At 76.0% G+C, this 17,571-nt stretch carries 16 protein-coding genes; 5 read left to right on the top strand and 11 right to left on the bottom strand.

What is annotated here, in order from left to right; all coding sequences use genetic code 11:
- Genes TK50_RS08205 through hutH form a run of 3 tightly spaced genes read left to right on the top strand, consistent with a single transcriptional unit; the run spans position 1 to position 4,072 of the window.
- Positions 1 to 1,368 carry a formimidoylglutamate deiminase gene (locus TK50_RS08205; RefSeq protein WP_043962182.1) on the top strand — a complete coding sequence of 456 codons (1,368 nt, stop codon included), beginning with the start codon at positions 1 to 3 and terminating at the stop codon, positions 1,366 to 1,368.
- A complete protein-coding gene (gene hutI / locus TK50_RS08200; RefSeq protein WP_043964096.1) occupies positions 1,368 to 2,546 on the top strand; it encodes an imidazolonepropionase in 1,179 nt (392 codons plus the stop codon). Before TK50_RS08205 ends, hutI begins: the two co-directional genes overlap by 1 nt.
- Complete coding sequence (gene hutH / locus TK50_RS08195; protein ID WP_043962181.1) at positions 2,534 to 4,072, top strand: histidine ammonia-lyase; 1,539 nt, start codon at positions 2,534 to 2,536, stop codon at positions 4,070 to 4,072. Before hutI ends, hutH begins: the two co-directional genes overlap by 13 nt.
- Positions 4,073 to 4,145: 73 nt before the next feature.
- Here the strand turns inward: hutH and TK50_RS08190 are convergent, their stop codons facing one another.
- The 11 genes from TK50_RS08190 to TK50_RS08140 form a co-directional block, all read right to left on the bottom strand.
- Entirely contained in the window at positions 4,146 to 5,066 is a 921-nt protein-coding gene (locus TK50_RS08190; RefSeq protein WP_043962180.1) for an AEC family transporter, read from the bottom strand.
- 34 nt (positions 5,067 to 5,100) lie between these two features.
- Positions 5,101 to 5,718: an RdgB/HAM1 family non-canonical purine NTP pyrophosphatase gene (gene rdgB, locus TK50_RS08185; RefSeq protein ID WP_043962179.1), complete on the bottom strand. Its 618-nt coding sequence runs from the start codon at positions 5,716 to 5,718 to the stop codon at positions 5,101 to 5,103.
- Entirely contained in the window at positions 5,715 to 6,440 is a 726-nt protein-coding gene (gene rph, locus TK50_RS08180) for a ribonuclease PH (protein ID WP_043962178.1), read from the bottom strand. Before rph ends, rdgB begins: the two co-directional genes overlap by 4 nt.
- 147 nt (positions 6,441 to 6,587) lie before the next feature.
- On the bottom strand, positions 6,588 to 7,736 hold the full coding sequence (locus tag TK50_RS08175) for a glycosyltransferase family 4 protein (protein WP_043962177.1): 1,149 nt from the start codon (positions 7,734 to 7,736) through the stop codon (positions 6,588 to 6,590).
- 98 nt (positions 7,737 to 7,834) lie between these two features.
- The gene (locus tag TK50_RS08170; protein ID WP_043962176.1) at positions 7,835 to 8,581 is read right to left on the bottom strand and encodes an MBL fold metallo-hydrolase; all 747 of its coding nucleotides are present in this window, start codon (positions 8,579 to 8,581) and stop codon (positions 7,835 to 7,837) included.
- A 265-nt stretch (positions 8,582 to 8,846) separates the two neighbouring features.
- Entirely contained in the window at positions 8,847 to 9,812 is a 966-nt protein-coding gene (locus TK50_RS08165) for a PLP-dependent cysteine synthase family protein (protein ID WP_043962174.1), read from the bottom strand.
- 11 nt (positions 9,813 to 9,823) lie between these two features.
- Entirely contained in the window at positions 9,824 to 10,192 is a 369-nt protein-coding gene (locus tag TK50_RS08160) for a MoaD family protein (RefSeq protein WP_043962173.1), read from the bottom strand.
- Between the two features lie 76 nt (positions 10,193 to 10,268).
- On the bottom strand, positions 10,269 to 10,757 hold the full coding sequence (locus TK50_RS08155) for a M67 family metallopeptidase (protein WP_043962172.1): 489 nt from the start codon (positions 10,755 to 10,757) through the stop codon (positions 10,269 to 10,271).
- Between the two features lie 54 nt (positions 10,758 to 10,811).
- Positions 10,812 to 11,306: a DUF2017 domain-containing protein gene (locus TK50_RS08150; RefSeq protein WP_198956472.1), complete on the bottom strand. Its 495-nt coding sequence runs from the start codon at positions 11,304 to 11,306 to the stop codon at positions 10,812 to 10,814.
- 2 nt (positions 11,307 to 11,308) lie between these two features.
- Positions 11,309 to 11,599, bottom strand: coding sequence for an ATP-dependent Clp protease adapter ClpS (gene clpS / locus TK50_RS08145; protein WP_043962170.1), 291 nt, complete (start codon positions 11,597 to 11,599; stop codon positions 11,309 to 11,311).
- A gap of 127 nt (positions 11,600 to 11,726) precedes the next feature.
- Positions 11,727 to 13,292 (bottom strand): hypothetical protein, encoded by a 1,566-nt coding sequence (locus TK50_RS08140; protein WP_043964094.1) that lies wholly within the window; start codon positions 13,290 to 13,292, stop codon positions 11,727 to 11,729.
- A 198-nt stretch (positions 13,293 to 13,490) separates the two neighbouring features.
- Between TK50_RS08140 and TK50_RS35395 the strand changes: the two genes are divergently transcribed.
- Both TK50_RS35395 and TK50_RS08130 read left to right on the top strand, forming a co-directional pair.
- The gene (locus TK50_RS35395) at positions 13,491 to 16,247 is read left to right on the top strand and encodes a LuxR C-terminal-related transcriptional regulator (RefSeq protein WP_082106215.1); all 2,757 of its coding nucleotides are present in this window, start codon (positions 13,491 to 13,493) and stop codon (positions 16,245 to 16,247) included.
- 16 nt (positions 16,248 to 16,263) lie between these two features.
- Positions 16,264 to 17,550: a nicotinate phosphoribosyltransferase gene (locus tag TK50_RS08130; RefSeq protein ID WP_043962169.1), complete on the top strand. Its 1,287-nt coding sequence runs from the start codon at positions 16,264 to 16,266 to the stop codon at positions 17,548 to 17,550.
- The last annotated feature ends 21 nt before the right edge of the window (positions 17,551 to 17,571 follow it).

The following is a 17,571-nucleotide window of genomic DNA, read 5'->3' as shown; positions in this document are numbered from 1 at the left end:
ATGACCGCCACCCGCTGGCTCGCCGAACACGCGTGGCTGCCCGACCGGCCCGGGCCCACCGCCGACGTGCTGATCGAGGCCGACGGCGGCCGGATCACCGCCGTCACCCCGCTGTCGGCCGGCGGCGCGCCCACCGCCGGGGTCGAGGTGCTGGCCGACGCCGTACGGCTGCCCGGGCTGACCCTGCCCGGCCTGGCCAACGCCCACTCGCACGCGTTCCACCGCGCCCTGCGCGGGCGCACCCAGGGCGCGGACGGCGGGCCGGGCGGGCGGGGCGACTTCTGGAGCTGGCGCGACCGGATGTACGAGGTGGCCGCCCGCCTCGACCCGGACAGCTACCTGGCCCTGGCCCGCGCCGCGTACGCCGAGATGGCCCTCGCCGGGTTCACCTGCGTCGGCGAGTTCCACTACCTGCACCACGGCCCCGACGGCACCCGCTACGCCGACCCGAACGCGATGGGCGCGGCCCTGGTCGAGGCCGCCGCCCAGGCCGGCGTCCGGCTCACCCTGCTCGACACGCTCTACCTGACCGCCACCGTGGACGGCGCGCCGCTCGCCGGCCCGCAGCGGCGCTTCGGCGACGGCGACGTCGATGGGTGGTCCGACCGGCACGACCGGCTGGCCGCCGCGCCGCACGCCCGGATCGGGGCGGCGCTGCACTCGGTGCGGGCGGTGCCGGCCGACCAGATCGCCACCTTCGCCGCCCGCAACGAGGGGGTGCCGCTGCACGTGCACCTGTCCGAGCAGCCGGCCGAGAACGACGCCTGCCGGGCCGCGCACGGGGTCACCCCGACCCGGCTGCTGGCCGACCGGGGGGTGCTCACGCCCACCGCGACCGCCGTGCACGCCACCCACCTCACCAGCGCCGACGTGACGCTGCTCGGCGACGCCGGCACCGGCGTCTGCCTCTGCCCGACCACCGAACGGGACCTGGCCGACGGGATCGGGCCGGCGCGGCGGCTCGCCGACGCGGGCGTCGCCCTGAGCCTGGGCAGCGACAGCCACGCCGTCGTCGACCCGTTCGAGGAGGCGCGGGCGGTGGAGCTGGACGAGCGGCTGCGCACCCGCCGCCGGGGGCACTTCGCCCCGGCGGAGCTGCTGACCGCCGCGACCGCCGCCGGGCACGCCGCGCTGGGCTGGGCCGACGCCGGCCGGCTCGCCGTCGGGGCCCGCGCCGACCTGGTGACCGTGCGCCTGGACAGCGCCCGCACCGCCGGGGTGCCGCCCGTCGGTGCGTTCTTCGCGGCGACCGCCGCCGACGTCGCCTCGGTGGTCGTCGACGGCCGGCAGGTCGTCGCCGACGGGCGGCACCTCACCGTGGACGTGCCCGCCGAGCTGCGCGCCGCCATCGGGGCGGTGACCCGGTGATCGGCAGCCTGCTGGTCGACGACATCGGCGAGCTGGTCACCAACGTCGCCGGCACCGGCGACGGCGGCCCGCTCGGCCTGCGCCGCGACGCCGCCGTGCTGATCGAGGACGGGCGGGTCGCCTGGGTCGGGCCGGCGCGCTACGCGCCCGCCGCCGACCGCCGTATCGACGCGCAGGGCGGCGCGGTCCTGCCGGGCTTCGTGGACAGCCACGCCCACCTGGTCTTCGCCGGGGACCGGGCCGCCGAGTTCGCCGCCCGGATGGCCGGCGAGCCGTACACGGGCGGCGGCATCCGCACCACGGTCGGCGCGACCCGCGCCGCCTCCGACGGCCAACTGCGGGCCACCGTGCGCCGGCTGGTCGGCGAGGCGATGCGGCAGGGCACCACCACGATCGAGACCAAGAGCGGGTACGGCCTCACCGTCGCCGACGAGGCCCGGTCGCTGCGGATCGCCGCCGAGGTGACCGGCGAGACCACGTTCCTCGGCGCGCACGTCGTCCCCGCCGAGTACGCGGGCCGCCCCGACGACTACGTGGGCCTGGTCTGCGGGCCGATGCTCGCCGCCGCCGCGCCGTACGCCCGCTGGGTCGACGTGTTCTGCGAGCGGGGCGCGTTCGACGCCGACCACGCGCGGGCGATCCTCACCGTCGGGCAGGCCGCCGGGCTGGGGGTGCGGCTGCACGCCAACCAGCTCGGGCCCGGCCCGGGGGTGCAGCTCGGCGTCGAGTTGGGCGCGGCCAGCGTCGACCACTGCACCCACCTGTCCGACGCCGACGTCGACGCGCTCGCCGGCTCGACGACCGTGGCCACGCTGCTGCCGGGGGCGGAGTTCTCCACCCGGTCGCCGTACCCGGACGCGCGGCGGCTGCTCGACGCGGGCGTGACCGTGGCGCTGGCGACGGACTGCAACCCCGGGTCGTCGTACACCTCGTCGATGCCGTTCTGCGTCGCGCTCGCCGTACGCGAGATGCGGATGACCCCGGCGGAGGCCGTGTGGGCCGCGACCGCCGGGGGCGCGCGGGCGCTGCGCCGCGACGACGTCGGGGTGCTGCGGCCCGGCGCGCGGGCCGACCTGGTCGTCCTCGACGCCCCGTCCCACCTGCACCTGGCCTACCGGCCCGGTGTTCCCCTGATCAGCCAGGTCCTGCACAACGGAGTACCGCAATGTCGATCGTGACCGTCCAGCCCACCGGGGTCTCCCCCGCCGACGTGCTCGCCGTGGCGCGCGGCGCCGCGAAGGTCGTCCTCGACCCGTCCACCGTGGCGGCGATGGCCACCAGCCGGTCCATCGTGGACGGCATCGAGGCCGCCGGCCGCCCCGTGTACGGCGTCTCCACCGGGTTCGGGGCCCTGGCCAACACGTTCGTCGCCCCCGATCGGCGGGCCGAGCTGCAGCACGCGCTGATCCGCTCGCACGCCGCCGGGGTGGGCGCGCCGATGCCGCGCGAGGTGGTCCGGGCGATGATGCTGCTGCGGGTCCGCTCGCTGGCGCTGGGCCGCTCCGGGGTCCGCCCGCTCGTCGCCGAGGCCCTGGTCGACCTGCTCAACGCCGACGTCACCCCGTGGGTGCCGGAGCACGGGTCGCTCGGCGCGTCCGGCGACCTGGCCCCGCTCGCGCACTGCGCGCTGGTGCTGCTCGGCGAGGGCTGGGTGCTCGGCCCGGCCGGCGAGCGGCTGCCCGCCGCCGAGGCCCTGGACGCGGCCGGGCTGGCCCCGGTCGAGCTGGCCGCGAAGGAGGGGCTGGCGCTGATCAACGGCACCGACGGCATGCTCGGCATGCTGCTGCTGGCGATCCGCGACGCGGCCCACCTGTTCACCATGGCCGACGTGACGGCGGCGCTGGCCATCGAGGCGATGCTCGGCTCGGAGCGGCCGTTCCTGCCGGAGCTGCACGCGATCCGGCCGCACCCCGGCCAGTCCGTGTCGGCCGCGAACATCCACCGGCTGCTCCAGGACTCCGCCGTGATGGACTCGCACCGCGATGACCTGGCGCACGCCGTGCAGGACGCGTACTCGATGCGCTGCGCGCCGCAGGTGGCCGGGGCGGCCCGCGACACGCTCGACTTCGTGCGGGCGGTGGCCGACCGGGAGCTGGTGTCCGTGGTGGACAACCCGGTGGTGCTGCCCGACGGCCGGGTCGAGTCGACCGGCAACTTCCACGGCGCGCCGCTCGGCTTCGCCGCCGACTTCCTGGCCATCGCCGCCGCCGAGGTCGGGGCGATCGCCGAACGGCGGGTGGACCGGCTGCTCGACGTCACCCGCAACCGGGACCTGCCGGCGTTCCTCTCCCCCGACGCCGGGGTCAACTCGGGGCTGATGATCGCCCAGTACACGGCCGCCGGGATCGTCGCGGAGAACCGCCGGCTCGCCGCGCCCGCCTCGGTGGACTCCCTGCCGACCAGCGGCATGCAGGAGGACCACGTGTCGATGGGCTGGGCGGCGACCAAGAAGCTGCGCACCGTGCTGGACAACCTGACGAGCCTGCTCGCCGTGGAGCTGCTGGCCGCCGTGCGGGGCCTCCAGCTGCGCGCCCCGCTCACGCCGTCCCCGGCCGGGCGGGCGGCCCTCGCGGCGCTCGGCGGGGCCGCCGGTGAGCCGGGGCCGGACGTCTTCCTCGCCCCGCTGATGGAGGCCGCCCGCGCCGTGGTGGCCGGGCCGGAGCTGCGGGCGGCGATCGAGCGGCAGATCGGCCCGCTGGGCTGAGCGTCGCCGTCCCGCCCGGCGGCCCGCCGTCCCATCCCGCCCGCCCAGCGCCCCGCCCCCGCCCCGCGCCGCCTCAGCTCCCGAGGATCGCCACGCCGATCAGGACCGGCACCGCCGCCACGGTGGACAGCAGCACCGCGTCCCGGGCCAGCACGACGCCCCGGTCGTAGCGGACCGCGTAGACGAAGACGTTCTGCGCGGTCGGCAACGCGGCCGTGACAGTGCAGGCCAGCACCGTCGGCTGCGGCAGCCCCAGCGCGTGCCGCGCCACGAGGTACGCGACGACGGGCTGGGCCAGGGTCTTCAGCGCGACGGCCAGCCACACGTCCCGCCCGGTGTCCCCGGAGCCGGGCCGGGGCGCGCCGTGCAGCGACAGCCCGTACGACAGCAGGGCGGCGGGCACGGCCATCGCCGCCACCAGCTCCACCGGCCGCAGCACGGGCTCCGGCGGCAGCCAGCCGGTCAGGTTGACGGCCAGGCCCAGGGCGCAGCCCACCGTGACCGGATTGGCCAGCGGCGCGACCACCGACCGGGCCACCGACCGCCGACCGCCGACCGCCGTGTCCAGCACGGCGAAGGCGACCGGTGCCATCACGACGAGCTGGAACATGATGACCGGCGCGATGAACGACGCGTCGCCGAGGACGTAGACCGCGACGGGGATGCCGATGTTCGCCGCGTTCACGTACGACGACGTGAGCGCCCCGATCGTGGCCTCCGCCGCCGGACGCCGCCACAGCAGCCGCGCGACCAGCACGAACACCGTCGCCACGACGGCGGTGCCCGCGACCGTGACGACCAGGGCGGCCGAGAAGACCTCGCGCAGGTCGGCGTGGGCGACCGTGTCGAACAGCAGCGCCGGGGCCGCGACGAAGAACGCCACCCGGGACAGCACGGTGGACGCCCCCGGCCCGAGCACGCCGAGGCGGCCCACCAGGTAGCCGACGCCGATGACGGCGCCGATGACGGCGAAGCCCGTCAACACACCAGGCACGTCGCCACCCGGCCGACCGCCGCCCGCCCCGCCGTCAGGCCGCCGGCGGCAGCACCTTCGCGACCAGCTTCGCCAGCTCGCGCAGCGCCTTGCCCCGGTGGCTGATCGCGTCCTTTTCCTGCGGGGTCAGCTCCGCGTTGGTGCGGTCCTGGCCGTCGCCGAGGAAGATCGGGTCGTACCCGAAGCCGCCCTCGCCGCGCGGCGCGCGCAGCAGCCGACCGGCCTGGCGGCCGTCGACCAGGTGCTCCTTGCCGCCGGGCAGCACCAGGGCCACCGTGCAGACGAAGGACGCGCCCCGGTGCTCGTCGGGCAGGTCGGCGATCTGGTCCAGCACCAGCTCCAGGTTGGCCCGGTCGTCACCGTGCTTGCCGGACCAGCGGGCGCTGAACACCCCCGGCATGCCGTTGAGCGCGTCCACGGCGAGGCCGGAGTCGTCGGCGATGGTCGGCAGGCCCGTGCGCCGGCAGCCCTCCCGCGCCTTGATCAGCGCGTTCTCGCCGAAGGTCAGGCCGGTCTCGGGCAGCTCCGGGTATTCCTCGACGTCGTCGAGGCCGAGCAGGGCGACCCGGTGCGCGCCGAGCGCGCCGTCGAGGATCCGCTGCAGCTCGACGAGCTTCTTGCGGTTACGGGTGGCGAGCAGAACCTTCGTCATGACAGTGCCTTCCGCTGGGCCTCGGCCAACTCCGCGCAGCCGGCGACGGCCAGGTCGAGCAGGGCGTCGAGCTGGTCGCGGGCGAAGACGCCGGACTCGCCCGTGCCCTGCACCTCGACGAACTCGCCGGTCCCGGTGCAGACCACGTTCATGTCGACCTCGGCGGCCACGTCCTCTTCGTAGCAGAGGTCCAGCCGGGCCTCGCCGGCGATCACGCCGACGCTGACGGCGGCGACGGAGCGGTGCATCACCTTCTCCGGCCTGCCGGCCAGCGCCTTGCGGGCGGCCAGCCAGGTCACCGCGTCGTGCAGCGCCACGTACGCCCCGGTGATGGCCGCGGTGCGGGTGCCGCCGTCGGCCTGGAGCACGTCGCAGTCGAGGACGACGGAGTTCTCGCCGAGGGCCTTGAGGTCGATGGCGGCCCGCAGGCTGCGGCCGATCAGCCGGGAGATCTCGTGGGTGCGCCCGCCGACCTTGCCCCGGACGCTCTCCCGGTCGGAGCGGGTGTTCGTGGCGCGGGGCAGCATCGCGTACTCGGCGGTCACCCAGCCGAGCCCGGAGCCCTTGCGCCAACGGGGCACCCCCTCGGTGACGCTGGCGGTGCAGAGCACCCGCGTCCCGCCGAACTCGACGAGCACGGAGCCCTCCGGGTGGGTGCTCCAGCCCCGGCTCAGGGTCACCGGTCGGAGTTGGTCGGGCCGCCGCCCGTCAGGTCGCGCCATCCCTGCACCCTATGCGGTGCGGCGGACGGGTCCGCCGCGGGTCCCGCCCTGCGCGCTCGCGTCGGCGCACGCCGGATCGGCGCGCTCGCCGGCCCAGCGGTTAGGAGGGCACCCTGTACAACAGAGTGCGTTAACAGGGGCCCTTCCTTACATCCAGGCGGCCGGCAGGACGCCGGCCGGCTCCCCGGCGGACCGCACCGCCCGGTAGTGGCCGATCAGCTCGTCGCCGACGGCCGACCAGCTCCGCCGCGCGACGAGGGCCCGCGCGGCGGCCCCGTACGCGGCCCGACGGGCGGGGTCGGCGGCCAGTTCCGCGACGGCGTCGGCCAGCGCCACCGGGTCGCCGGGCGACACCAGCAGGCCGGTGACGCCGGGCTGGACGAGGTCCACCGGGCCGCCGCTGGCGGGTGCGACGACCGGCACCCCGCTGGCCGCCGCCTCCTGGATCGTCTGGCCGAAGGTCTCGTGCGGCCCGGTGTGCACGAACACGTCGAGGCTGGCGTAGAGGCGGGCCAGCGCCGCGCCCTGCTGCACGCCGAGGAAGGTCACCCCGGGCAGGGCCCGTTCGAGGTGCCGGCGGGCCGGGCCGTCGCCGGCCACCACCACGCGCACTCCGGGCAGCCGCGCGGTGGCCGCGAGCAGGTCCACCCGCTTCTCCGGGGCCAGCCGGCCGACGTACCCGACGAGGACCCGGCCGTCCGGGGCGAGCGACCGGCGCAGCGCCGGGCAGCGGTGGTCCGGCCGGAAGCGCTCCGCGTCGACGCCGCGCCGCCACAGCCAGATCCGCTCGACGCCGTTGGCGATGAGGTCGGCGGCGGCCCGGGTGGACGGGGCGAGGGTCCGCCCGGCCGCGTTGTGGATCTCCCGGAGCCGCCGCCAGGCCGCCGCCTCACCCCAGCCGACCCGGTACGCGCGGGCGTACGCGGCGACGTCGGTCTGGTAGACGGCGACGGTGGGCAGCCCGTGCCGGGCGGCCAGGGTGGCGGCGCGGGCCCCCAGCACGAACGGGCTGGCGAGGTGCACCACGTCCGGCCGGTGGGCCAGCAGCGCCTCCGCGAGCCGCCCGCCGGGCACCCCGAGCCGGAACCCCCGGTAGCGGGGCAGCGGCACGCTCGGGATACGCACCACGGGGTACGGCTGGCGGTCGGCCGCCGCCCGGCGCGCGGCCGGCGGGGCGGGCGCGATGACCAGCGGCTGGTGCCCCCGGTGCAGCAGGTGCTCGGCGCTGCGCACGACGGAGTGCGCCACGCCGTTGACGTCCGGGGGAAACGACTCGGTCACGATGGCGATCCGCATGGCCTCACCGTGCGGGCGGCACGGATGCGCCAGGCGACGGGCCGCTGACGGCCCGGCGAACAGTACGGCACAACCCGGCGGCGGTGCCGCCCGGCGGGTCAGACGTCGTAGCAGGCGCCCGCGCGGACCACTTCCAGCGGCCCGTCGTACGCCGTGCCGGCCGCCTCGACGGTGAGCGCCTCGCTGCCCCACGCGGCGACCAGGTGGGTCAGCAGCAGCCGCCCCACGCCGGCCTTGGTGGCCGCCTCGCCGGCCTCCCGGCCGGTCAGGTGCAGGTCCGGCGGGTTCTCCACCCCGTCGAGATAGCTGGCCTCGCAGAGGAAGAGGTCGGCGTCCTGGGCCAGCCGCAGCAGCGCCTCGCAGGGCGCGGTGTCGGAGGAGTAGCAGAGCACCCGGCCGTCGTGCTCCAGCCGCACGCCGTACGTCTCGATCGGGTGGTTCATCCGGTCGACGGTGACGGTGAACGGGCCGATCGGGAAGGTGCCGGGCTGGAGGCCGTAGAACTGGTAGACGTCCTCGACGGTGCTGTCCTCCTGGCCGTAGGCCAGGGCGAGCCGGTCCGGTGCGCCGGAGGGGGCGTAGACGGGCAGGGCCGGGTACGGGCCGTCCGGGGCGTACCGCCGCACCACCACGTACGAGGCGGCGTCGAGCATGTGGTCGCAGTGCAGGTGGGTGAGGAGGATGGCGTCCGGGGCGTGCAGCCCGGCGTAGCGCTGGAGGGTGGAGAGCGCGCCGGAGCCGAAGTCGACCAGCAGCCGGAAACCCTCGGCCTCGACCAGGTAGGCCGAGCACGGGGAGTCTGGTCCGGGAAAGCTCCCGGCACAGCCGAGGACGGTCAGTCTCATGGAGTCGTCCCGCTGTCACATACCGTAGTCGTCACGTCGGCCGCCGCTCCGTCGATGATCTTTACCGACGCGTACGACACGCTGCGCAGCCTACGCTGACGCACCCCGGGGCAAGAATCATCTGCTGGAAGTTGTCACGAACGTGACACCCCCGGCCCGCCTCCGGGTCAGTGACGACGAACGGGCCGCGCCGGTCACCCGGTCACGGCCCGTCAGCGTCGACACGCCCGTCAGCGCCCCGTCGGGCCCGTCGGCTGGCCCGTCGTCACGCCCAGAGCTGCCCTTCCAGGGCCTCCTCGGCGTCGGCGAGGGTGCCGCCGTACGCGCCGGTGCTCAGGTATTTCCAGCCGCCGTCGCAGACCACGAACGCGACGTCGGCGCGGCGGCCGTCGCGGACCGCCTCGTGCGCCACCGCGAGGGCGGCGTGCAGGATCGCCCCGGTGGAGAAGCCCGCGAAGATCCCCTCCACCTCGACGAGCTGCCGCGTGCGCAGCACGGCGTCCCGGGTGCCGACGGAGAACCGCCGGGTCAGCACCGTGGCGTCGTAGAGCTCCGGGACGTAGCCCTCGTCGATGTTGCGCAGCCCGTAGACCAGCTCGCCGTAGCGCGGCTCGGCGGCGACGATCTGGATGCCGTCGACCTTCTCCCGCAGGTAGCGGCCGGTGCCCATGAGCGTGCCGGTGGTGCCCAGCCCCGCCACGAAGTGGGTGATCGTGGGCAGGTCCTGGAGCAGCTCCGGGCCGGTGGTCTCGAAGTGCGCCCGGGCGTTCGCCTCGTTGCCGTACTGGTAGAGCATCACCCAGTCGGGGTGCTCGGCGGAGATCTGCTTGGCGGTGGCGACGGCCTGGTTCGAGCCGCCGGCGGCCGGCGAGAAGATGATCTCCGCGCCGTACATCCGGAGCAGCTGGACCCGCTCGGTCGAGACGTTCTCCGGCATGACGCAGACCAGCCGGTAGCCCCGCAGCTTGGCCACCATGGCCAGGGAGATGCCGGTGTTGCCGCTGGTCGGCTCCAGGATCGTGTCGCCGGGGCGCAGCCTGCCGTCGGACTCCGCCCGGCGGACCATGAACAGGGCCGCCCGGTCCTTGATGCTGCCGGTCGGGTTCCGGTCCTCCAGCTTCGCCCACAGCCGCACCGGCGGTGCCCCCTCGGGCACCACCGGCGACAGCCTCGGCAGCCCCACCAGGGGCGTGCCGCCGCAGGCGTCCAGCAGGCTGTCGTAGCGCGCCATCGCCGGCCGCCTCAGCGGACGACGGCGCGCGGGGTCACCGAAGGCGGAACGACCGCCGCCGCGGCGCTGTGCGAGGCGATCGCCGCCGCCGCCGCGAAGCCGAACGCGCCGCCGGCCACGGCCGGCAGGATGGTGACGCTGTCGCCGTCGTTGAGCTTGGCGTCGAGCGCGCCGAGGAAGCGGACGTCCTCGTCGTTGACGTAGACGTTGACGAACCGGTGCAGCGCGCCGGCGTCGGTGACCAGGCGGGCCCGCAGGCCGCCGTGCCGGGAGTCCAGGTCGGTCAGCAGGTCGCCCAGGGTGTCGCCGGCGCCCTCGACGACCTTCGCGCCGCCGGTGTACGTACGCAGGATGGTGGGGATGCGAACCTCGATGGCCATGGTGTCTCGTACTCCTTGTTCGGGTGTGCGGTCTGCACGGTGACGGGAAGAGAGGGAATGTCGCGGGGCCGCTGGGTCAGCGGTCGGAACACTCGTAGTCGACCGTCGCCGGGCTCTGCCCGAACATGTAGGACTGGACGGCGTGCGGGTCCACGGCGGCGTCCACGATCTCCACCGGCTCCTCGGTCACCACGCCGTCGACGATCCGGAAGGAGCGGATCTCCTCGGTGTCGGGCTCGCGGGTGGAGACGAGCAGGTAGTGCGCCCCCGGCTCGCCGGCGAAGGAGATGTCGGTGCGGGAGGGGTAGGCCTCCGTGGCGGTGTGCGAGTGGTAGATCACCACCGGCTCCTCGTCACGGTCGTCCATCTCCCGCCACACCCGCAGGTGCTCCATCGAGTCGAACTCGTAGAACGTCATGGAGCGGGCGGCGTTCTCCATGGGGATGTGCCGGGTCGGGGTGTCACTGCCGGCGGGACCGGCGACCACGCCGCACGCCTCGTCCGGGTGGTCCCGACGCGCGTGGGCGACGATCGCGTCGATGATCGACCGGTCGATGCTCAGCACGCCGCCCAGCCTAGCCCCTCGCCGACGCCCGCAGCGAGGTGGCACGGGTCACGGTCAGTCGATCATGGCGTTGAGCAGGGATTCCTGGAGATAGCCGAGATAGGCGTAGACCGAAAGCTGGAACACCCGGCTCGACGACGGGTCGGCGGCGACCGCCTCGTCCAGCTCCGCGCCCAGGTCCGTGCCGTCCTTGATCTCCAGCCGGACGCCCATTGCGAGGCGGGCGTCGTTGAGGGCCCGCAGCCACGCCTCGGCCGCCTCGGCGTCGAGCTGCACCTCTCCACCGGCGGAGTCGGGCAGCGCGGCGAGGATCGCCCCGGCCTGGTCGATCTTGCCGGTCTTCAGGTCGCCCTCGGTGTACTTGCGGAACTCCGCCGTGCCCGCCGAGTCGTCCGGGTAGACCTCGGGGAAGAGCCGGCCGACCACCGGGTCGGTGTGGTCGAAGCCCTCGGTGAGCAGCCCCACCACCTCGGAGGCCACCTTGCGCAGCACCCGGACCTCGTCAACGGCCAGCGTGGCGACGTATCGCTCGCCCCGGCGACGGAACATGCTCACGACCTCTCCACCGTGGCCCACAGCCCGTACGCGTGCAGCTGCGCCGCGTCGTGCTCCATCCGCTCCCGGGCCCCGCTGGAGACCACCGCCCGCCCCTTGTGGTGCACGTCCAGCATGAGCTTCTCGGCCCTCTCCCGGCTGTAGCCGAACAGCTTCTGGAAGACCCAGGTCACGTACGACATCAGGTTGACCGGGTCGTCCCACACGATCGTCACCCATGGCCGGTCGGAGACCGGCACCTCTTCGGTGTCCGGGGTCTCGACCGGCGCAACCTGCGGAGCCGCCATGCCCCCCATCGTGCCACCGGTCGCGGGGAAGCGATGAACCGGAACGCCGGACGGGCCCGGATCGGCCGCCGGGCCGGCGCACCGGGCCGGCCCGGCCGGGCACCGCCGCCGCGCGGCGGGCCCGCCGTCAGGCGAGCAGGATGCCGTGGTCGAGGGCATCGGCCAGCACCGTGGTGAGCGAGAGGCGGACCGCCTCGAACCGCCGGGACACCTCCCGGGTCAGCTCCAGCTCGACCTCGCGCAGCGCCCGCTGCGCCCAGGCCCGGGCACCGCCCGGGTCGTCGTTGCCGGGGCCGCGCCAGCGCTGCCAGCACGGGCCGGAGAGCGCCACGGCGACCGGCGGGAGCACCTCGGCGCGCTCCGCGCCCGGGTAGCCGCGCAGCGCGTCGGCCGCGCCGAGGCCGGCCAGCTCCGCCACCGCGGCGGTGCTGGTGACCAGCAGCACCCGGTCGAGGCCCCGGCCCGCCGAATGGTCGTCGAGCCCGAACCGCACGGCCTCGACGATCCGCCGCCGTACGCCGTCGGAGACCGGGCCGCCGAGGACCCGCTCGGCGGCGTCGTCGCAGATGCCCCGCACAGCCCGGTCGCACAGGGCGGTGGCGAGCAGGGAGAGCGCCTCTAGCTCCCGGTCGAGCAGTTGCGGCAGCCCCGCGCACCCGACCCCGAAGACGATCTCCTGCACCACCCGCAGGTGCGTGTCGGCCAGCTCCAGGGCGACGTCCTGCCGGATCCGCTGGGCGCAGGAGCGGGCCTGCCGCTCGAGCTGCCCGGCCCAGTCGGTCGCCTCCGCGCCGGGCAGCACCGGCACCCGGTCGTGCGCGCCGGGCGGCTCCGGCGGCTGGGCGCTGCCCCGGCGCAGCCCCTCGTCGGCGGCCCACCCCACGATGGCCCGGCGCAGCGCATCGATGTCGTCCGGGCGGGCCGGGTGCCACCGCGCCCGGGCCAGCCCGGGCACGGCGGCGAGCAGCGCGGCGCGGTGCGCGGCGACCACCGCCCCGGCCGGATCCACCGGCCCGGCCAGCTCGGACGGCCCGGCCAGCTCAGCCAGCTCGGGCGGCCCGGTCGGCTCGGGCGAGTCAGCCGGCGCGGGCGGCGCGGCCCAGCCCGACAGCCCCGGGGTGACGACGACGAAGACCTCTGCCGACGAGCCGGCGACCTCGGCCAACAGGTGCCGCTCGGCGGCGGTGAACGCCTGGTCGGCGGCGATCACGAAGAGCAACGCCCCGGCCCGGCCGACCGCGTCGAGCAGCAGCCGCCCGCCGGCGAGGCCGAGGGTCCCGGTGTCGGGCGTGTCGACCACGGCGAAGCGCCGCAGCAGCGGCTCGGCGACGGTCAGCTCGACCCGGCGCGGCGGCCGGGCCAGCGCCGGGCCCGCCGCCGAGCCGTCCGGCGCGTACGCGTGCGGCTGCCGGTAGCCCGGCACGTACGCGGCCCGCGTCGACACCCGGGCGTGGTCGACCAGCAGCCAGCTCCCGGGTGGCACGGCGAGCCGCTCCGGGGCGAGCCCCAGCAGGGCGGCGAGCACGTCCCGGCGCGCGGCGCCGGCCGGGCCGGCGGCGACCACGGCGATGGGCTCGCCCGCCGGCGGCTCGGTGACCCCGAGCCGGGTGGGCAGCGGGGCGCGGCGCGGCAGGGTGGCGGGACCGCCCGGCTCGTCGGGCACGTCGACCCCGGGGAGAGGGCCCGGCTTCATCAGCGGCCTCCCGGTGCGGGCGGCCGCGGGGGACCCGGCCGCGTGGATCATCCGGCGGTGGCACCCGGATGCGGGAAGATTACGCCTTTGGGACAGCCCGACCGCGCCCGTCGGATACTCACCGGTAATCGACAGGTTACTCAACTTCTCCGCGTGACGGTGCCCGCACGGACGGATGACGGTCGATATGCTGCCCGGATGAGTCGGTGGGACTTCGTCGGCCGCCGCGCCGAGCTCGACCACCTGCTGGTCGCGGCGACCGGCGCGGCCGAACGCGGGCTCTTCCTCAGCGGCTCCGCCGGGGTCGGCAAGAGCCGGCTGCTGCGCGAGGCGCTCGCCGCCGTCCCCGCCGACGGGCACGCCGTCTGGTCGGTCTCGGCCAGCGCCACCACCGCTGCCCTGCCCTTCGGCGGCATGGTCCAGGTGCTTCCCGCCGAGCCGCCGCAGGGGCTCTCCCCCGCCGGCGTGCTGCGCTGGGCGGTCGGCCAGCTGCAACAGCAGGCCGCCGGGCGTCGCATCGTGCTGGCCGTCGACGACGCGCACCTGCTCGACCCGCCCTCGGCCGCGCTGGTGCACCTGGTCGCCCGCGCCGAGAACACCACGGTGATCGGGACGCTGCGCGACGGCGAGCAACTGCCGCTGCCCATCCGGGCACTGTGGACCGACGGCCTGGTCGACCACGTGGAGCTGGCCCCGCTGGGGCGCTCCGACACCGTCGGGCTGCTCGCCGCCATCCTCGGCGGCCCCGTCGACGCGGGCTCCGCCGACCGGCTGTGGCGGCTCTCCGGCGGCAACCCGCTGCTGCTGCGCGAGCTGGTCATGGCCGCGCCGGCCGACGAGCTGACCCGCACGTACGGCGTCTGGCGGTGGACCGGGCGGCCGGCGCTGGCCCCCAGCCTCACCGACCTCATCGACACCCGCATCGGGCGGCTCACGCCGGGGGTGCGGGCGGTGCTGGAGCTGGTCGCCTTCGGCGAGCCGCTCGGGCTGCACCTGCTCGACCAGGCGGTGGAGCCGGCCGACGTGGAGACCGCCGAGGAGCGCGGGCTGATCGCGGTGGAGCACAACGACCGCCGGATCGACGTGCGGCTGGCGCACCCGCTCTACGGGGAGATGATGCGCCGCCGCTGCCCCGTCAGCCGCACCCGCCGCCTGCAGGCCCGCCTGGCCGAGCTGCTGGAGGCGGTGGGGGCCCGCCGGCGCGACGACCTGCTGCGGGTGGCCGTCTGGCGGCTCGACTCCGGCACCGCGCAGGACCCGGCGCTGCTGCTCGGCGCCGCCGCGCAGGCGTTCGCCCGGTACGACGTACCCCTGGCGACCCGGCTGGCCCGGGCGGCGCTGGACGCCGACGGCGGCTTCGACGCCGCGGAGCTGCTGGCCACCCTCCTGATGTTCGCCGACCGGCCGGAGGAGGCGATCGCGATGCTCGACTCCGTCGCGCCGGACGCGAAGGAGCAGGCGAGGTGCGTGCGGTGGCTGACCGTCCGCGGGATGGTCAGCTACTGGGGGCTCAGCCGGGAGTCCACCGTCGACGAGATCGCGGCGCGCGGCGCGGAGCTGGGTGACGCCGCCGGCCAGGCCCGGGTGCACGCCTTCGAGGCGATCATGCGGCTGCACCGGCTGGACACGGCGCGGGCGGTGCGGCTGGCCCAGGCGGTGCTGGACCGCCCGGCCGCCGGCGTGGCCGCCCGCGAGCTGGCCCGCTGCACCCTCGCCCACCTCCAGGCCGCGCAGGGGCAGTTCGCCCGCAGCGGCGCGGCCATCGGGCAGGTGCAGGCCGAGGCCGCCCGCTGGCGCGGCGACATGCCCTACCTCCAGCTCGCGCTGGAGCTGGCCCGGGGCACCCGGCTCGCGCTCGCCGGCGACCTGGCCGGCATCGACGCCATCGTGGCCGACGAGTTCGCCGACCTGGCCGGGGCGGGTGACTTCCGGCTCGGCACCGGCTATCTGGCGATCCTCCGGGCGTACGCGGCACGGCTGCGCGGCAGCAGCGGCACGGCGCTGAAGACGGCCCTGGAGGCGTGCGCGGTGCTCGCCACCAGCCGGGTGTACGCGGGCCTGGCGCACGCCGAGCGGGCGCAGGCGGCGGCGCTGCGGGGCGACGCCGCGCACGCCGCCGAGGCGATGGCCGAGGCGGACCGCACCCACGCCCCCGGGATGGCGGTGCTCTACCCCTGGCTGGAGCAGGCCCGGGGCGCGGTGCTCGCCGTGGGCGGCGACCCGGCCGGCGCGACCAAGCACCTCGCCGCCCTCGCCGACCGGCTCCGCGACGACGGGCTCATCGGCCACGAGCTGCTCGTCCTGCACGACCTGGTGCGGTTGGACGCCGCAGCCACGCCCGTGGGGCCGACCTGCACCGACGGCGGCCGGCGGACGGTCGCCCAGCGGCTCGCCGAGCTCAGCGAACGGGTCGACGGCCCGCTGCCGCCGCTGCTGGCCCGGTACGCCCGGGCCGCCGTCGCCGGCCCGGCCGACGACCTGCTCGCGGTCGCCGACGGCCTCGCCGCGCTGGACCTGCGGGTCTGGGCCGCCGAGGCGGCCGCGACGGCGGTGCACCGGCTGCGCGCGGGCCGCTCCGGCGCGGCGGTCGCCGCGCACGAGCGCCTCGGCGAGCTGCTCGGGCTGTGTGACCAGGTCGACACCCCCGCGCTGCGGCTCGGGGAACCCGCCCTGACCGACCGGGAGTGGGAGGTCGCCCGGCTCGCCGCCGAGGGGGTCACCAGCCGCGCCATCGGCGAGCGGCTCTTCCTGTCCAGCCGCACGGTGGACAACCACCTGCACCGGATCTACCACAAGCTCGGCGTGACCGGCCGGGCCGAGCTGCGTGCCGCCCTGCGCTGGCTGCCCGGCTCCGCCGGCGGGCGGATCTCCCCGGGCTCCGCCGGCGGCCAAACCCTCCCCGGCCCCGACGGTGGACGGCCCTTCCCGGGCCAGGAGGGCGAGCCGGGGAGGTGAACTCTAGGCTGGGCAGGTGAGCACCTTTCGCCCCGCGCTGCTGACCGACCACTACGAGCTGACCATGGTCAGCGCCGCCCTGGCCGACGGCACCGCCGACCGCCCGTGCGTCTTCGAGGTCTTCAGCCGTCGGCTGCCCACCGGCCGCCGCTACGGAGTGGTGGCAGGCACCGCCCGGCTGATCGACATGATCCGCGACTTCCGCTTCTCCGCCGACGAGGTCGACTTCCTGCGCCGCACCGGCGTCGTCGACGACACCGGCGCCGACTGGCTGGCCCGTTACCGCTTCACCGGCGACATCGACGGATACGCCGAGGGCGAGCTGTTCTTCCCCGGCTCGCCGATCCTCACCGTCTCCGGCGGCTTCGCCGAGTGCGTCGTGCTGGAGACGCTGGTGCTGTCGGTGCTCAACTACGACTGCGCGGTCGCCGCGGCCGCCGCCCGGATGGTCACCGCCGCGCGGGGCCGCGCGCTGATCGAGATGGGCTCCCGGCGGGCCCACGAGGAGGCGGCCGTCGCCGCGGCGCGGGCCGCGTACCTCGCCGGGTTCCGGTTCACCTCCAACCTGGCCGCCGGCCAGCGCTACGGCATCCCGACCGCCGGCACCGCCGCGCACGCGTTCACCCTGCTGCACGACGACGAGCGGGCCGCGTTCGCCTCGCAGGTCGCCACGCTGGGCAAGGACACCACGCTGCTGGTCGACACGTACGACATCAGCCAGGGCATCCGCAACGCCATCGCCGTGGCCGGGCCCGAGCTGCGGGCCGTCCGGATCGACTCCGGCGACCTCGCGGTGATCGCCCAGCAGTCCCGCGAGCTGCTCGACTCGCTCGGCGCCACCGAGACGAAGATCATCGTCTCCGGCGACCTCGACGAGTACGCCATCGCCGCGCTCGCCGCCGAGCCCGTCGACATGTACGGGGCGGGCACGGCCGTCGTCACCGGCTCCGGCGCGCCCACCGCCGGGCTGGTCTACAAGCTGGTCGAGGTGGCCGGGCGGCCGGTGGTCAAGCGCTCCGAGCACAAGGCCACCATCGGCGGCCGGAAGGTCGCGGTACGCCGGCACAAGCCCACCGGCACGGCGACCGAGGAGGTCATCGTGCCGCAGGGCGTGCCCGACCGGCAGCCGCACGACCGGCTCCTGCAGCGGACGTACGTGGCCGGCGGCGAGCCGGTCGAGCCGCCCACGCTGGACGAGTCGCGGGAACACCTGCGGCAGTGCCTCATCTCGATTCCCTGGGAGGGCCTCAAGCTCTCCGCCGGTGACCCGGCGGTCCCGGTGACCGTCGTCCCCGCCGGCTGACCGCCCCGCCCGCCACCGATC

Source organism: Micromonospora haikouensis, from assembly GCF_000876225.1.
Lineage (GTDB): Bacteria > Actinomycetota > Actinomycetes > Mycobacteriales > Micromonosporaceae > Micromonospora > Micromonospora haikouensis.
This window is presented reverse-complemented; position numbering and strand designations above follow the sequence as displayed.

Bases quoted from the DNA above. Each gene is read 5' to 3' on its own strand.
- TK50_RS08205 (WP_043962182.1), top strand. From the start codon at position 1: ATGACCGCCACCCGCTGGCTCGCCGAACACGCGTGGCTGCCCGACCGG.
- hutH (WP_043962181.1), top strand. From the start codon at position 2,534: ATGTCGATCGTGACCGTCCAGCCCACCGGGGTCTCCCCCGCCGACGTG.
- rdgB (WP_043962179.1), bottom strand. From the start codon at position 5,718: ATGACGAAGGTTCTGCTCGCCACCCGTAACCGCAAGAAGCTCGTCGAG.
- rph (WP_043962178.1), bottom strand. From the start codon at position 6,440: ATGGCGCGACCTGACGGGCGGCGGCCCGACCAACTCCGACCGGTGACC.
- TK50_RS08175 (WP_043962177.1), bottom strand. From the start codon at position 7,736: ATGCGGATCGCCATCGTGACCGAGTCGTTTCCCCCGGACGTCAACGGC.
- TK50_RS08170 (WP_043962176.1), bottom strand. From the start codon at position 8,581: ATGAGACTGACCGTCCTCGGCTGTGCCGGGAGCTTTCCCGGACCAGAC.
- TK50_RS08165 (WP_043962174.1), bottom strand. From the start codon at position 9,812: ATGGCGCGCTACGACAGCCTGCTGGACGCCTGCGGCGGCACGCCCCTG.
- TK50_RS08160 (WP_043962173.1), bottom strand. From the start codon at position 10,192: ATGGCCATCGAGGTTCGCATCCCCACCATCCTGCGTACGTACACCGGC.
- TK50_RS08150 (WP_198956472.1), bottom strand. From the start codon at position 11,306: ATGTTCCGTCGCCGGGGCGAGCGATACGTCGCCACGCTGGCCGTTGAC.
- clpS (WP_043962170.1), bottom strand. From the start codon at position 11,599: ATGGCGGCTCCGCAGGTTGCGCCGGTCGAGACCCCGGACACCGAAGAG.
- TK50_RS08140 (WP_043964094.1), bottom strand. From the start codon at position 13,292: ATGAAGCCGGGCCCTCTCCCCGGGGTCGACGTGCCCGACGAGCCGGGC.
- TK50_RS35395 (WP_082106215.1), top strand. From the start codon at position 13,491: ATGAGTCGGTGGGACTTCGTCGGCCGCCGCGCCGAGCTCGACCACCTG.